Source organism: Curvibacter cyanobacteriorum, from assembly GCF_028649475.1.
GTDB lineage: Bacteria > Pseudomonadota > Gammaproteobacteria > Burkholderiales > Burkholderiaceae_C > Curvibacter > Curvibacter cyanobacteriorum.
On the sequence record NZ_JAQSIP010000003.1, the window covers coordinates 1 to 15,977 of the forward strand.

A 15,977-nucleotide genomic window follows, 5' to 3' on the forward strand; every position below is an offset into this window, starting at 1 on the left:
AGTTACGTCCTGCTCGTCAGGGCTGAGGCGCCTGACTCACCGTTCTCAATGGGTCAATTCACCCCGGCCAAGTGGAGCAGTTTGGGTGGCCATGGGTGGGGCAGTTTGGGTGGCCGCCGGGGTTCGACCCCAATCGGGCGGGGCGTGGCCTCATCGCCATAGCGGCCTAGCTTCTCGGGCTGCACCATGGCGAGGGTGATGGCAGCAGCTCTGCCGCAGGTGGGGCCACCCTGGGCCATGCAGTACTGGTCCCAGGCCACGCAGGCGGATTCGTGGCCGTCGATCTGGGCCATCTTGTTGACGGCCTCATGGGCTTGCCTCAGGTGCGCAGGGACACCCCCAGGCAGGGCAGGAATGCGGCGCAGTTCGCGCCATACCCCCACGGGTGCCCCGCCGATTTGTTGAAACTGCCGAATGCCCCATGTGCTGGCCCAGGCCTCGACTCGCTGAGCGGTTTCAGTGGCGGGCTTGCCATGGAAGTCATTGCCGACTTGGTGGCCGTCGATGTTCTTGGCAACGTACTTGGCGATGTACCCAGCGGCAGAGCCCTTGGCCCAATCGATCGATTTGAAGTCGCAGCGATGCTGAGCCGCACCCCGTTCATTGGGACTGTCTTTGAGTGCGTGGCGGCGAATGGTGTCGCGCAGGGCCTGCACATGGTCAGCCGCGCAGAACAAGAGCAAATGCCAATGAGGCGTGCCATCGTGTTGTGGCTCAGCAATCCGGAAGCCATAGACGGCGATGTCTTGGCGCTTCAGTGAGGCCCGAATGCAGGCCCACACCTGGGCTAAGTGGCGTTGAGCCGTTGCAGGCGTTTCTAGTGGGTCATAGAGGAGGTTCTCAATGACCTTCTGCCCATGGTTCACGGTGCGCCAGCGATGAAAGCGGCTGGGGCAGGTGAGGGTAATGAACTCGCCTGCATGGTCAAGGTGTCGGGCAATCCGTTCAAAGCCACTGATGCGCGTCATCAGCTCGGCGCGGCGGTTGCTCTTGTTGGCGGTGCTGGTCGCTGCCAGCTCGGCCAATGTGTATTCCTGCCCCAGCTCGTTGCGGGCGAGGGTGCTCTCCAGGGTCTCGGCGTTGCGGGCGTTTTGTTGCTGTCGGGCGCGGAAGCGTTCTTCACTGACATACAGGTCTGCACTTCGGTTGACCCGCCCAATGCGAATGGCTGAGGCCTCGACGATTTGTGCGTGTTGCTTGCGCAGCTTGCGGCGCCACCACTGGGCGCAACCCATGCGGGCGATGGCAGGCCCGTCTTTGTGGTGATCCCCTGGGGGCGTGATGTGATGGTCAATGCAGATGCGCGCCATGGCGGCGCGCAGGTCTGGGGCGTTGTGATACAGCTCGGCCCGGGAGAAGCATCGTTTTGCCAGCGCGGCAGCGGCTTCGCAAAGGGTGGAGTCGCTGGCGTCCAGGGGGATGCGGACTTGCAGCAGAGATTCTGTGGTGGTGCGCAGTTCCACATTGGCCGCGCGGTAGTCGGTGGCCTGGTGGTACTGCCAGCGGACTATCAAGTCATCGGCCCAGCGTTTGGGCAGCGAGTTGACCCGGCTTTGCGTCCACTCCGCATCCGAGGGCATACGCTGGAGCATGGTCAGCGCGTGAGGTGGGTAGCGAAAGGAGGCAGGGTCTGATGGGTCAGACACTTAGTCGATGGTGTGAGGTGCGCCCCCAGCATCAAGCAACCGCATCCAGTTGCAACACGCGGCGCAGCTCACGCACCGGCCAAGCCAGTCGCCCATTGACCCGGATGGGCAGCAGCGGGCCGTTTTGGCGCATGGCCCAGATGCGCAGGGTTTGTTGGGCGCGGTTTAGGTGGACGGCCGCCTCCGGTGTGGGCAGGTGGGCGCGGGTCTCTTGCTGGAGTGGGGTGATGTGAGTCGTGTTGTTAGCCATTTGTCACCGCTGGGGTGTGTTCAATATGGCTACGAACTGTTAGGGCGGTACCCGGGTACCGGTCAAAAGCGGAACCCCTTCCGCTTCTAACACCCTGTCAATAAAGGACTTTTTTTGAAGGGGCGGAACCCCTTTCGGGTGATCGAAAAGGGGGGGCGCCTATCGCTTCGCCAGGTCAAAGACGCTGGAGGCGGCTTTGGATCGCCCGGCCTTGTGCTTGGTGCCCGCTGCGCTGCTGTTGAATTCGCGCACCTTGCTTCTCACTAGGCTGTCTGAAATGCTGAAGTGTTCCGCTGCTTTTTTTGTGCCGTGCCGAGCGTGGTACGCCGCCAGCTCAGCCAGTTTTTCAGCAATCCAGAACTTGGTTTGACCCTTGGGCGTTTTCTCTCCGGTGCTGATCGTTGGCGTTGTTGTCTGTGCCGATTGGCCTGGTGTCGAAGCTGGGGCTTGCTGTGCTTTGTGGTTGCGAATCCGGACCCGCAGCTCCAACTCAGAGGGCGGTTGAATGACGCCTGAGTCCTCTGCCCATTGAATGACCGCAATCGGTCTAAGGCGTGGCGGACTCATGGCCTCAGCGCGGCGGGCCAACTCACAGACCTTTTCATACCGATCCAGAAAAGCGGAGCGAGGGAGCAGTGCGGGGAGTAGGAACTGGGCTGCTTCTGCCGCACGGTCTTTCTTCACAGCAGCAGGTGTCAAGACCTTGGGGCTCTTGCCCAGCAGCAGCGCAATGGCTTCGTCAAAGGTCCAATACTCCATCATCGACCAGAAGTCGTAATCAGGTGTGGCGGCGGGTTGGTTGTAAAACCGACTGGCCTCCTGCTTCGCCGCTTTGGCGGCGGCTTGGGCTTTTCTTTGCTGCTCTTGACTGATCTGCGCGAGCTGGACTTGCTTCTTGTGATCGGTGCAGGCGGCTTGCCATTCTTGTTCTGGCAGATTCAACAGTCTTTGGCGTTCTGCTTCCCAGGTCTGCTCTTGTGCGGTGGCTGGGGTGTCGGCTTGAGGCTTGAGAACACTGCTGAGCGCCTGGTGGATCTGCATTAGGGGAAACTTGCGAATCAGGATTTGATCGACGAGCTTGGTTCGTTCTTGCCCGACAGGGGTTGAAGATGGCGTGTCCACAACTTTGCGGCTCATGTACTGTGACCTTAGGAGGTGTGTCTAAGGCGGCTATCCTAAGGGTGGATGTCTAGGGGGAGTTTGACGGTAGGGCCAGGCGCGGGTCTCAATTTGGAGCACCAACGGTTCAGGCGGGCCTACTTAGAAAATGAACCGGTGCACCACTTTTGTTCGCAAGGGATTCCGTCGTGATTCCCATCCATTTTTGTGCCGGGGCAGTTCTTCAGAAAAAATTTGGCCTCACTGCACGACGTCATTTGTGAGCAATGCAAGCGGCCATCGCATTGGTAGCTGCTGGGTGAGGTCAACGCCTCTTGGGGCGGTATCGCAAAATCAGCCTGTGAAGTTTGTGGCCGTACGAAATGTTGGCGGTACATCGAATAGCCGAATCCGCCGATGCCAACCAGCAGTAAGAGGCTGATGAATGTTGTGACGAGCGAGCGAGTTCCGTGGCGATTCTTTGCCCGCGTTCGTGGATATGTCGACGGATGTTCGAGAGCTTGCCGGTAAAAATTAACGGCCTGAGGTTTTCCGTTTTTACCTCGGCCGAGTTCATACATGACCGTTTCCCCAACCGTTGGGCGCGATCCATCTCGTGGGAGTGAACTGATGTGCACAAAAATCCCACGACCGCCATCTTGGTGTGCTATTAATCCAAACCCCCTTCATAATTTTATTGCCTAATTTTCCGTGTGGGATTGTATTTGATGGGTGAGGATACCGTGTGATGAGCTAGGATATATGTCTGGATGCAATTAAAAGACGCATGGCAATTGACTTTGGTAATACCAGCTAGGCAGCTTTACAGATGGCGACGATCAGTTGGTGAACGCGCATTTATTGACAAAAGCTTACCTTGGCTGCAATGGCGAGCGATGCTGCGAACGCCAATAAATGAAAAAAGTCGACAGTCGCAGCATCTCCTTGGGGCCGTAACCGTGAAGGACTAGTCTAATTTCCGTGATAGGCCTAAATCAGACGTGGCTTTTTCTCCTGTCAGAGTCGGCATCTCAGCGACAAGCTAGAACGAGGGTGGCCTACACTCAAGCACTATAAGCCTTGGTGCCAAATGTTCGCTTAAAGCGATGAATGTTGAATCTATTTTTGATTGCAGCGGCTTCATTACTCAAAACATCTTTGACTGTTCTGTTGCGTGACGCAGAATAAGCTCTATCGCGCGTTTTGGAAAACATTTCACTATAAGCTGATGCGAGATAAAACCTTAGATCGAAATATAATTTCGACGTCGGGGAGTGCAAAATTTTGGCCGCCTCCTCCAAGTGTCGGATTGAGCGAGAAGCATCCTTCATATCTTCGAGTAAAAAAGCACCGAAGAACAACTGAACGGCGCCATGAGAGCGGGTGTTTCGAACGTGTGGATAGCCAAATTCTATTGACTCAAGGGAGTCTTCGTATGCACGCTCGATGGATTTTATCAGCCGATCACGATCTTCCTCATAAAGGCCGCTATTATATAGTTGCCTAACAATCTGAGCTTTTTGATACTGAACATATGGATGATTTGTGATCATCTCGTTTTTGTTGAACTCTCTTAGTAAATTATTGCACAGAGTTTTATCTTTTTGTTTGGTTGCCGCAATAAATCCTTTGTAGCCGTCAAAGCATTCGGCGATTATGATTTTGTCAATGTAGTTTTTAGGCTTCCAGTCATCCATCATGTCACGAATTCTCGAATTTGAACATATTTTGTCGTCGAGACTTTTAATTTTTTCGTTCATTCGGTTTTTGTGGTTGGCAATTCTATCTTTTATTTTTGAGAGTTCGATTCTCTCCGGGAGCATTTTTATGAATATGAAATTGCTCGCAAAGTCGTTTAAAGAAAAATATTCTCCGACCTTAATAAATATTAAGCATTTTGTAATGTAGTTGCAAATTTCAATGGCAGTGCCTATATCAATCCCACAAAGCTGGCTGATTGAATACAAGTCAATCGGCTCCTTGTAGAGTGACGCAATAATGATTAGATTTCGCGGTGTATAACCCTTCTCTTCGAGTTCGCGAATCGCGCTGTCAAATGTATTTTTGTACATGAAGTCGGCAATAATCCGCGCCTCCTTCGTTTGCACTGGTGCGAGTGATGCGACAATTTCATCAACAGTGCTTACTTGGTTAATTATCGAGTTCAGTGATTGAACTAAAATAATCGTATTGCCTTTTGATGCACTCAGCAGTGCGTCAGCCTCTGTATCGCTTAATTGTGTCGAGAATTCTTCAAATTCCAAATATTCGCGAATGAAGCGCTTTCCTTTCTCTTTTTCACGGTATTCTTCAATGTGAAGTTTTTCTTCGCATTGCTCCTCACTTCTTGAGGTTAGTATAAATTGAATATTGCGTGGTGTTGACTTTATGAAATCAAAAAGCTTCTCTTTGTCTGTGGGGCAAAAGGTTTCGACATTGTCAACAACTATTAATCCGCGATTAAATTTGGAGTCGAGCGAATCTATGGATTCAATATCCAAATCCCGGCACAGTGACGTGATCAAGTGATCAAACGAGGCAATCTGCCTGTCTACCTTTTGTATATATCTCTCGCCTGAGGTTTCCATTCGGCGCAAGAACTCTTCCTTGCTTGAGTAAAACAGGATGCAGTCGAATTGAAGAGTCTCTGAAGCATCTGCAATCTCTTTCAAAAGTCGAAAGATGAAATCTATAACGAGAGCTGTTTTTCCAATTCCTCCATAGCCGTAGACAATTACAGATCCCGCGACACGTCTATAGCCATCTTTGCCGACGATATAATCGTGAAGACGTTGAAGCTCATCTTCTCGGCAAAACAATTTCCTGTGTTGTAGCGGTAATTCGCTGATGTTTTGAATTATTTTTGGTTCACTGTTAATCGAGGAGGAAAAATCAGCAATCAGAGTAATTAAATCCGCTCTCGATGTGAACCAAAAATATTTATCGTCGATAGCTTCCGATATCTTTTTTACAAACTTGGAGACTAGAGCCGCATCCTCCACTAAAATCTGTTTTGACCCTGGGTGCGAAAGATCGTTGCGTAGTCGGTGATAGCTGTTCACGCTATAAAGCAACTCCTCCGCCGATGTGAAGTTTCGCACCAGAGAGTGCTTGCTATAGCATTTCTCGAAAAACAAAACAAAAATATCAACTATCGTGGATACGTATGGTACGTCGCCTGGGTATGTTTGGGTGAGATATGAGTTCCTAGATAGTTCTACTTGTTTGAAAATGGCATCATGGTTGGCCTTGATTTGGCCTATTTTCCCTTTGTATCTTGAGGCTAAGATAAAAGTGGAATTGTCGAATCCGGTCTGGATAGATGCAATTTCAGATTGAAGTTGCGTAGCATTAGGGATTGCCTGGATTAGTTCGTCCGCGACGTAACTCCGGAAGGCTACTTCGAATTTTTTAACAATTTTATCTAGGTCAAACGTAGATTTTATGTCGATATACATTTCGTTCCCATTATTAATCACATAGATCGTACCATTGGCGGATTTCGGCGCGATACACTGTCGATAAGTGTAGGCCCTAATCAGTCCGGAAGTAAGGCCCAGCCACTGCTGATGGGCGGCTACCATGATGATCTAACCGTGGAGCACTGGTAACAGCCAGCGGGCAGATGTGCAAGTTAGTTTTGCACCGCTCACTCTTGTATGACGACCTATGTTTGACACCCACGCTTTTCAGGCGGTTCGGGTTCGATCCTGGCGCAACCGAAGGAGCCGCTGAGGTTCCGGCCAAGCCAGCATGGATGGGTAGTTACCCCGCGACTCGATTTAGCAGGGGTACATCACCTTGGGTACAGTTCTGCCTACCGCTCAGCACGTCATCGGTCGTTCGAGTGTCGCCAGGGCCGCCCGTTCGGGCTAGTGACGGTCGCGATCACAGAACATAGAGCGGTATGGGGCTGCTTATGTAGGTCCAGGCCATTCGATCAACTGGATCAAATGACCCGTACTCATTCTGTAGCAGCGGTTCGCGACTTCGTGCAAGAAGACAGCTTATGGTCGAAATCGGGCGCTACGTGCGCAAGATTCAAGGTCTCACCGATATTCCAAACCCAGCCTCCCCCAGCACCCACCCCTCAATCCTCTCGTGATACATCCGCAGCAGATCCAACGGCCTCACCGTGTAATGCTTCTCCGCTGTTGCACTCGGCTTGTGCCCCATGATCTGCGCGACCACCCCGGTCGGTGCCTCAACCCATTCGGTCAGCGTTTTGAATGAGCGCCGCAGGCCATGCAGGGTCAGCCCCTCCAGGCCTGCCACCCCGCAAGCCTGCTCATGCAGTTTGTGGGGCGTGCTCATTGGCTTGTCTGCCATCTTCGGGTCGCTGGATCGGCTGGCAAACACCCAATCATTGATGCGGGGTTGTTGGCTCAACAGGTGGGCCACATAAGGGGTCAGCGGGATAGTCCGCTCGCCTTCCACTTTGTCGCGGATGGTCAGGCCTTTCCATTTCTCGTTGACGTCCTCCCAGCGCAGGGCCAGCACTTCACCGGGGCGGGCGCCGGTCAGCAGCAAGATTTGCAGATAGTTCGCGGCGGACCGATTGCTCAACTGCTTCACGGCCGCAAACCAAGCAGGTAATTGCTCGCGTTGCAAAACGTCTTGCTTGGCCTTGGGCTTGGCGACCACTTCGCGCACCACCTTGGCTTTGGCCGGGTTTTGTGGGGGCAGCACCTGGGCGTATTGGCTTTGTTCACTGCACCAGCTCAAAAAGCCTCGCAGCAAACGCCACGACAAGGCGGTAGCCGTGGGGCGGGTTTGGGTTTCGGCTTCCGCCCAGGCCGACATGGCGCTCGCGGTCAGTTCGCGCAGGGGCATTCGCATCAAGGGGTACAGCGGCCCGGCCACGGTTTCTTTGCGGCCCCGCGTGCCGCGTGTGGCGGGCTCGCCGCCAGCCTTGGCCTTGGCGATGTGGTCGCGGTAATGCAGGTCGCCCCACCGTGGGCGCCGGGCTTCCACGTAAGCACTCCAGGCTTCGCCAACGGTCACGGCCTGGGCCACCTTTTGCGCAGCCTTGGCGGCTCTCGCCTCCAGGCGTTCGCGTTACAGCTCGCGGGGGTCATTGCCTCCATCCAGCTCCACGCGCAAGCGGTTGGCTTCTGCCCGGGCGGCCTCAATGGTCCAGCTCCGAACATCCCCAATCGTGCGCCGGATGTTGGTCCGGTTGAGCTTGGACTCAAACACAAATGATTTGGCCCCGCTGGCGGTGACGCGCACCCCTGTATTGCCCCAGCACTTCCAGCCCACGCCAGACCCTCAACGCCTCTGGCTCCCGAAAGCCCTCCCTGCGTCCACCCAGCCGGCGGCAGGACTTGCGCCGGTCAAAGCCACAGCTTCCGTTCCGAAGCCCCAACTTAACCCAACCACGCCGCACCAGGCGAGGTCAGGCGAGGTCAGGTCAGGCCGCGCCAGGGCCAGGTCCTCCCGCCCCACAAGGCCAACCACAGGCCCAGCGCTGACCTTGGTTTCAACTCGCCAACCCCCTCAGTTCGCAGCCGCCAGTCGCTGGTCGATCCAGCTGAACGCGTCTTTCACGTCGTAGTTGCCGGCGTGGCCCTGGTCCCACGCCAGGGCGTAGTCCACGGTCTTGACCTTGGCGTCGGCCTTCAGCGCGCGGCTGATGTTGTAGGCCACGGTGAACGAGGTGTCGCGGTCGCGGGCGCCGACGCGGATGCGCCAGTGGGGGGTGATGGCGTCGGTCTTGCCAATGTAGGCCAAGGAGTTGATCAGCTTGTACTGGTTCAGCAGAGCGGCCTGTTGCGGGTTGTTGGCCCAGGTGTAACCGCTGTTCTTGAGGCCCACACCGCTCTGGGTGGCGTTGATGGCGTCGCCACCGTTGTTGTTGTTCCAGGCGTACTCGGTGAAGTTGGAATACACCTGGGCCGCGGTGCCAAACAGGTTGGATTCGCCACCGCTGTAGTTGCCATAGATGGTGGCGCCAGCCTGGGTGGTGTCATTGGTACGGGTGGCCGCCAGGGCCGGGGTTTGGCCCAGCTGGTCGAAGGCGGGCACGGCTTTGAGGCGCGCTTGCTTGGCGACGAATTTCAGGTAGTTCGACAGGTTGAAGAAGGTGACGTTGCCGTTGGCGTCCACGTTGATGAAATCGTTCTTGTACGACAGCGTGCCACTGCCGCCGGCCACGCCGTTGGCCGCTGCACTGCCGGTGGCGTTGTAGGCGACCCATGATTTGCCCGCCTTGACGTGGGCAGTGGCGGCTTTCTGGAACTCGCTTTGCAGCGCGGCCAGAAGGTTGTCGGCGGTCAGTGCGCTGCCGTCGTCGTTTTTCAGGCCCAGGCTGGCCTGGTAGGTGACAAACTGGCTCATCAAGTGGGCGCTGCCGCTGGGGTCGGGGTTGGAGGCGCGCACCAGTTCGTTGCCGTTGGCGTCGACGATCAACCCGGCCTTCTGGTCTGCCGACACCAGATTGCGGGTGTTGAGCACGTTGAACATCCACTCGTAGGCCAGGTCGGCGCTGCCCAGGTCCTGGATGGGGCAGTAGGCCACCACCGCGTAGACCTGGTCGCTGAGCCCGGTGCTGTTGCCGTTGCTGTCAATACCGGCGGCGCCCACGGCCCGGAGGTAGGGCAGGTAGTCGGCACTGTCACCAGTGGCCCCCAGTTGGGTGGTTTGGGCGCCACCGCCGCTGGTGCCGTTGACGACGATGCGACTGGCGTTGCCGGGCATGGCGTTGTCGTTCAGGCGCAGGTAGCGCACCGCGGCCTTGGCGTCCACGATGGCGGCGGGAGCCTTGCCTTGGTAGATGCCGTCGGCGTACACGCCCGCGGGGGCCAGGGCGCCGCGGCTGCGCGACGCCATGTTGATGTAGACAAAGCCACGCGCCAGCGCGGCGCCGCGCTTGTCGGTGTCGCTGGTGCTGACATAACTGCCGCCGTTCACGATGTCGGCGCCGCTGTAGTTGGCGCTGGTGATCGCGTCCTTGCCGTTCCAGCCGCCCTTGCCGCCTTGGTAGCTGGCCAGCCAGCCGGCGTTGTTGACGTTCAGGAAGATGGCGTTGTCTTGTCGCGCGGCGTCCACCTCGCGCACAAAGATGTTCATGTTCTGGTAACCGCAGGTCTGGTTGTCGACGGCGCCCGCGGCCTGGGTGGGGGCCAGCTGCATGGGCTTGGCCACGTAGCACACCTCACGGTACCAGCGCACGGGGGTGCTCACGCCGTCCAGGGTGACGGTGATGGTCGTGTAACTGGACTTGTCAAACGCCAGTTGGCGGTCGAACGCACCCTCGACCGTGGCGCCCTGGCCGCCGCTGCAAGCGCTGATCAGGCCTGCGGTCATCAGGGCCGCGAGTGAACCGGCCAAAGGCCGAAAGGGAAACGAGGGAGTCATGGTGGTTGTCTCTTCCAATGTTGTTGTGATGGCTCGTCACGTCTCAGCGCCACCCTCAAGCAAGGCGGGACGCTGGCGTGGGCTTGGTCTGCTTGCTCAGGCGCGCAGCGTGGGCAAGTGGGCGAATTCTTGAGACATGTCAAACATCTGAAAAGATGCCGAATCCGTGGGCGTGAACCCGTCTGGTTATCACGCTTCTTGATGCGGGACGGGGGGGCTGGGGGCGATGCAGGGTGATTGGTGCGTCGCATGACCCACCAGGCAGCGGTCCAGGGCTTGGGCCTCAGCCACCGCGTCTGTTCGGCCTTCGCTTACCATGCCCACGCAGCGGCTTGGGGGCGCTGGGGTCGTGGTCTGGCCATTTGGCCGCCGGGGCGGTTGGACCCGTGCGGGCTCGCCACCTGGTGCCGCGATGCGTTGGGGCGCCGAGGAAGATGGCGCCCCCTTCACGCCCGGCAAACGGAGACTTTCATCATGTTCATCAAACCTTTCGTGGCCCTGGCCCTGGTGCTGGTGGCGCTCAGTGGCGCTGCCCAGGCCCAGCTCTCTGACACCGAACAAAAAATCGTCGCCGCTGTCCAGCAGCGCTCGCCCGCAGCCCTGGTGCTGTTGGAGAAAGCGGTGCGCATCAACAGCGGCACCCTCAACCCCGAGGGGGTGCGCGCGGTGGGCGATCTGTTCCGTGCCGAGCTGGACGCGCTGGGCTTTCAAACCCGCTGGATCGACATGCCTCCGGCCATGAAGCGGGCGGGCCACTTGGTCGCCACGCACGATGGCGGGCAGGGCCAGCGGCTGCTGCTGCTGGGGCACCTGGACACCGTGTTTGAGAAGTCCAGCGCGGTGCCGCTCTGGGAGCGCCATGGCGATTGGGTGCGTGGTCAGGGCGTCAATGACATGAAGGGCGGTGATGTGATCCTGCTCGAGGCCTTGCGCGCTCTCCAGGCCGTGGGCGCCTTGGCGCCGGCGCGCATCGATGTCATGCTGACCGGGGATGAGGAGCGCACCGGCCGACCCCTGACGGTGGCGCGTGCTGACCTGGTGGCCTTGGCCAAGAAGGCCGACTATGCGCTGTCATTTGAAAGCAGTCACAGACACCAGGGGACGGACTCCGTGAGCATCGCGCGCCGCGCTGCGGGCGGCTGGGTGTTGCGCGTCAAGGGCAAGCCGGGGCATTCGATGGGGGTGTTCTCCAGCGCTTCGGGCCATGGCGCGGTCTATGAGGCGGCGCGCATCCTCAATGCTTTCCGCGAACAGGTGGTGGAGCCCCATCTGACCTTCAACCCGGGTCTGGTCTATGGCGGCACCGAGGTGCGCTACGCCGAAGACTCCGCCACGGCCACCGTGTTGGGCAAGTCCAACGTCATCGCCCGCGACGCCGAGGTGCGTGGTGACCTGCGTTACCTGTCGCCCGAGCAAGGCGAGCGGGCGCGTCAGAAGATGCAGAGCATCGTCACCACGGGCAATCTGCCGGGCACATCGGCCACCATCCGGTTCACTGAAACCTACCCACCGATGCCGCCCACCGAGGCGGGGCAGCAACTCGCGGCGCGGTACTCGCAAGCCAGTCAGGATGCCGGCCTGGGCCGCATCGAACTGCTGGACCCAGGTTGGCGGGGCGCGGGCGACGTGCAGTTTGTCGCGCCCTACACCGTGGGCATCGATGGCCTGGGCGCCCAGGGGCGTGGCGCCCACACCGACGACGAGGCGCTGGAGATCGCGTCCATCGAACGCGGCGCCATCCGGGCCGCCTTGCTGATTTACCGCCTCACACGGCCCGCGCCCTGAGCGGCCACGAGCCGGTGGGACTGGGGCAGGGGCCGTGGCTGGGACCGGGCGCTGTGATGGGGCAGGGGCCTCAGTGGCGGCCCTTGCCAGTCCGGTGGTTGGGTGCTGCCATCCCAACGGTGGAGCCGCTCGGGGAGGCTAGCGGCTCGGGCCCGGTCAAGCCTTCGGCCGCGCGGTCAGGGCGCCGTGCGACCGACGGCGTCCCGGCTAGTCGCTCGCTCAGAACGCGACTTGCAAGCCGGCCACCAGCTGCCGACCCAGCCCAGGGATGACCGTCAGGGCACCCCAGGACGCGGTGTAGTAGGTCTGGTTGAACAGGTTGTGCACGTCCAGTGTCAAGCGAGTGCGTTTGTCCATCTGCCAGTAGCTGCTGACCCGGGCGGTGGTGTAGGCCGGCAGTCGGTAGGTGTCGGTGGCGGTGCCGGTGCGTTCTCCGACATGGACCAGGCCACCCCCCACCCCGTAGCGACCGCCCCAAGGGGCCAGGTCTTCACGCATGGCGAACAGGCCCGCGCTGACGCGGGGGATGTTCAGCAAGCGCTTGCCCAGCAGGGCTGGGTTGTTGTCGCGGGTGACTTCGGCATCGGTGTAGGCGAAGTTGCTGGTCAGGCGCCAGTGTCGATTCAGTTGCCCCGCCGCATCCAGCTCCAGTCCGCGGCTGCGAACTTCGCCGGCGGCCACGCTGTAGTTGGCATTGGTCGGGCTGCGGGTCAGGACATTGGTTTTGCGAATGTCGAACAAGGCCACACTCGCCATCAGTGCTTGGTCAGGCGATTGCCATTTGGCCCCCACTTCCAGCGCTTGGCCTTGCTGCGGTGCAAAGGCTTGCCCGCGCTCGTCGGTGCCAGCGTTCGGTCGGAACGACCGCCCCGCAGACGCGTAGACCGAGGTGTTGGGATCGATCAGGTAGGTCAGGCCCAGGCGGGGGGTGGTCGCGGTGTGGGTTTGCACCTGGCGGGTGGCGGTCAGGCGGTTTTCGCTGTCTTGGTGAAAGCGATCCAGGCGCAGACCCGCCAGCAGTTTCCATCGGGTGCTGAGGTCGATCTGATCTTGCACAAACAGGCCTGCGGCGCGTTGGCGGTCGTACAGGCTGAAGCCAGGGGTCAGGGTGCCCGCGGCCTGGTTGTAGACGGGGTTGTAGATGTCGATGGCGAAGGGCTGGGTGGCCAGGTTGGAGTAGTTGATGTTCTGTTCTGTGACCAGGCGCCAGGTTTCTACGCCGGCCAGCACGGTGTGCCTGAAGCCCCCCGCTTGCAACTTGCCTTCCAGTTCGGCTTGCAGCGATGTGTCCTGCGCGGGCAGGCTGCGCCAACTGTCCCGGCGGGTGAGGGTGCGGCCATTGGCCGCCAGCGAGCCGATCAGGTCGACGGCTGAGCCGTACAACTCGGTGCTGCGGTGCGACGCGCCCCAGCGGGTGCGCCAGCCTGCGCCCAGCTCGTGGTCCAGCGTGAGCTGGTGGGTGTCGCCGTTCACCTGCAGGTTCCCGCGGCTGGGGTCGCCCAGGAATCGGTCGCTGGGCAGCGCACTGACGTTGCCGTTGACCTGCACGATGCCCCGGTCCAAGGGGGTGCGGATGCGAATGAACTCTGCTTCGTAATTCAACACGGTTTGGGGGCTCAGCTTCCAGGTCAGGGACGGAGCGACCACCATCTTGCGGTTGTCCACCAGCGTGCTTCGACTGGCCCCGTCTTCGGCGGCCAGGTTCAGCCGGTAGGCCAGCTGCTCGCTCAATGGGCCGGTGCTGTCGAGGGTGGCACGTCGGTAGCCCAAGCCCCCCACCTGCACATTGGCCTGGTGCGCGGAGCGGAATTGCGGCTTCTTGGTCACCACGTTCAGGGTACCGCCAGGCTCGCTGCTGCCGTACAGGGCGGCGGCGGGGCCTTTGAGGAATTCAATGCGTTCGACCGAGGCCACATCGCGCTGCGGGCCATAGCCACGGTTGGACGCAAAGCCATTGAGCAGCTGACCTCCGTCGGTGTTGCTGAAGCCGCGGATGGCGTAGTTGTCCCAGGTGCCGCCGAAGTCGTTCAAGCGGGTGACGCCGCTGACGTAGTCCACCGTGTCTGCGAGTCGGCGTGCGCCCAGGTCTTCCATCAGGGCCTGCGGGACCACGCGCACCGACTGTGGGGTTTCGATCAAGGGGGTTTCGGTGCGGGTGGCTGCGGTCTGGCTGGGCTGGCCCTGGTAACCCTGCGCTGAGAGATCGTCGCGAATCTGCACCTCGGTCAGCGAGGTCTCAGTTGGCGGGGGTGTCTGGGCGCCCGCCATGGCCCATGCGCTGCAGGCACTGGCGACCAAGATGGCATGGGCCACGTGGGTCAGTCGTGGGCGGAGGGGGGCAGGGCCGATGGAGGGCGCGTGGGCAGCGCGAAGGGGAGTAGGAACCTGGATCATGCTTGAACAAAAAGAGAACTTCCCTGCGCTGATGTAGCGGGAAGATGAACGCTTGATTATCGCTTAAAAAATAATGATTCTCATTTGTGTTATGACGGGTGAAGGCTTCTGAGGGCTCCAGGTCGGCCCACTGGAGGGCAGGGTGGCTTGGGTCTGGGGAGGTGATTCGCCAGGCGTGGTTCGGGCTTGTCCTGCACCGGCTGGGCTCAACCAACCAGGGGCGCTCGGTGGGGCGCATGAGCCCCTATGGCAGAATGAATTTTTCAGGGCACGGCCGTTTGGGCGGCTGGCCCGGCCCTTCTTTTGTCATCCCCTGAGCCCGCCATGCCGTCCCGTGATTTCGAGCTTGAACAGCAGGCCTTTCGGGCTTTCCATCAGGCCCACGCGGCCGAACTGAGCACCCTTCGCCAAGCGCTGCAAAAGCGCATCGCGGGCCTGCTGGCGGCGCAGCCAGGCTTGCGGGTGTCCAAGGTCGAGGGGCGCGTCAAGCAGCTCGATGAATGCCTGCGCAAGTTCTCGGCCAAGTACCGCCAGGCGCTCGAAGATCAGAACCAGCCTTACAGCATCCAGCCCCACATCACCGACTTGCTGGGCCTGCGGGTGGTGTGCCTTTACGAGGATGAGATCTGGAAGACGGCCGAGGCGATCCGCCCCAACTTCGGCGTGATTGAGATCACTGACAAGATTGCCAAGGTGGAGGGCACCGACGACTCGTTTGGCTACAAGGGGCTGCACCTGGACCTGGCTTTCAGCCCGGTCGAGCTGGGCCTGTCGCCCGACATGCACTGGCCGGTGACGCAGTTCGAGTTGCAGGTGCGCACCATCATCCAGGACTCCTGGAGCGTGCTGGACCACCAGATCAAGTACAAGAAATCCATCCCCAATGCGCTCAAGCGGCGCATCAACGTGCTGTCGGCCCTGTTTGAGTTGGCCGACCGCGAGTTTCGCCAGATCCGTGACGAAACCGACGCCGCCCTGCATTCGGCGCTGGACGACACCGCCCCGGAGGGCGCGGCCTCCGAGCTGCCTGTGGCCTCGCCAGAAGCGCAGGCCAAGGCCGAACTCAATGCCTTCACCTTCCTCAAGATTGCCAACCACTTCTTCAAGGACTTTGCCTTTGAGCCCAGCAAGGTGGACGGCTTTGTCGAGCACATCAAGCGCTGGTCGCCCCAGATCACACGGCCTGAGTTCAACGTCATCGTGCGCGAGAAGATCGGCTTGGTGAAGCGCTACAAGCAGTACTTTGAAGAGCGCCATCCACAGCTCAGCTTCAACCCCTACACCGTCATCCGCCACTGCCTGTACCTGGGCGACAAGGTGGTGTTCGCACCGGCCTTGCGCCGCAGCGCCCAAGAGGCCTTCGACGCCTGGCTGGCTGAAAACGCCCCACCCGACAAGGGGGCCGAGGGCTGATCGGCACCGCGGCCAGGGCGGCCGTGGGGCGC

At 59.5% G+C, this 15,977-nt stretch carries 11 protein-coding genes and 1 pseudogene; 2 read left to right on the top strand and 10 right to left on the bottom strand.

The features are described from left to right. Positions 1-53: 53 nt before the first annotated feature. From PSQ40_RS06675 to PSQ40_RS06710, 9 genes and pseudogenes are all read right to left on the bottom strand, one after another. Positions 54-1,592 carry a replication endonuclease gene (locus PSQ40_RS06675; protein WP_273949949.1) on the bottom strand — a complete coding sequence of 513 codons (1,539 nt, stop codon included), beginning with the start codon at positions 1,590-1,592 and terminating at the stop codon, positions 54-56. 85 nt (positions 1,593-1,677) lie between these two features. Then, the gene (locus PSQ40_RS06680) at positions 1,678-1,896 is read right to left on the bottom strand and encodes a DNA-binding protein (protein ID WP_273928194.1); all 219 of its coding nucleotides are present in this window, start codon (positions 1,894-1,896) and stop codon (positions 1,678-1,680) included. A gap of 159 nt (positions 1,897-2,055) precedes the next feature. After that, positions 2,056-3,033 carry a hypothetical protein gene (locus PSQ40_RS06685; protein WP_273949950.1) on the bottom strand — a complete coding sequence of 326 codons (978 nt, stop codon included), beginning with the start codon at positions 3,031-3,033 and terminating at the stop codon, positions 2,056-2,058. A gap of 119 nt (positions 3,034-3,152) precedes the next feature. After that, positions 3,153-3,392, bottom strand: a complete 240-nt coding sequence (locus tag PSQ40_RS21360) for an excalibur calcium-binding domain-containing protein (RefSeq protein ID WP_409338570.1) — start codon at positions 3,390-3,392, stop codon at positions 3,153-3,155. 141 nt (positions 3,393-3,533) lie between these two features. After that, a pseudogene (locus PSQ40_RS21365) lies at positions 3,534-3,668 on the bottom strand (cold-shock protein); the annotation flags it as partial. A gap of 390 nt (positions 3,669-4,058) precedes the next feature. Continuing rightward, positions 4,059-6,578, bottom strand: a complete 2,520-nt coding sequence (locus PSQ40_RS06695) for an ATP-binding protein (protein WP_273949953.1) — start codon at positions 6,576-6,578, stop codon at positions 4,059-4,061. Positions 6,579-7,035: 457 nt separating this feature from the next. Next, positions 7,036-7,998 carry a tyrosine-type recombinase/integrase gene (locus PSQ40_RS06700; protein WP_273949955.1) on the bottom strand — a complete coding sequence of 321 codons (963 nt, stop codon included), beginning with the start codon at positions 7,996-7,998 and terminating at the stop codon, positions 7,036-7,038. Positions 7,999-8,052: 54 nt separating this feature from the next. Then, on the bottom strand, positions 8,053-8,256 hold the full coding sequence (locus PSQ40_RS06705) for an Arm DNA-binding domain-containing protein (protein ID WP_337961821.1): 204 nt from the start codon (positions 8,254-8,256) through the stop codon (positions 8,053-8,055). A 237-nt stretch (positions 8,257-8,493) separates the two neighbouring features. Continuing rightward, positions 8,494-10,353 (bottom strand): subtype B tannase, encoded by a 1,860-nt coding sequence (locus tag PSQ40_RS06710; protein ID WP_273949957.1) that lies wholly within the window; start codon positions 10,351-10,353, stop codon positions 8,494-8,496. A gap of 474 nt (positions 10,354-10,827) precedes the next feature. Between PSQ40_RS06710 and PSQ40_RS06715 the strand changes: the two genes are divergently transcribed. Beyond that, positions 10,828-12,138 carry a M20/M25/M40 family metallo-hydrolase gene (locus PSQ40_RS06715; RefSeq protein ID WP_273949959.1) on the top strand — a complete coding sequence of 437 codons (1,311 nt, stop codon included), beginning with the start codon at positions 10,828-10,830 and terminating at the stop codon, positions 12,136-12,138. 219 nt (positions 12,139-12,357) lie between these two features. Here the strand turns inward: PSQ40_RS06715 and PSQ40_RS06720 are convergent, their stop codons facing one another. After that, entirely contained in the window at positions 12,358-14,406 is a 2,049-nt protein-coding gene (locus PSQ40_RS06720) for a TonB-dependent siderophore receptor (protein ID WP_273951141.1), read from the bottom strand. 450 nt (positions 14,407-14,856) lie between these two features. Here PSQ40_RS06720 and PSQ40_RS06725 point away from each other — a divergent pair, with 450 nt between their 5' ends. Then, positions 14,857-15,945, top strand: coding sequence for a GTP pyrophosphokinase (locus PSQ40_RS06725; protein ID WP_273949961.1), 1,089 nt, complete (start codon positions 14,857-14,859; stop codon positions 15,943-15,945). Positions 15,946-15,977 lie beyond the last annotated feature (32 nt).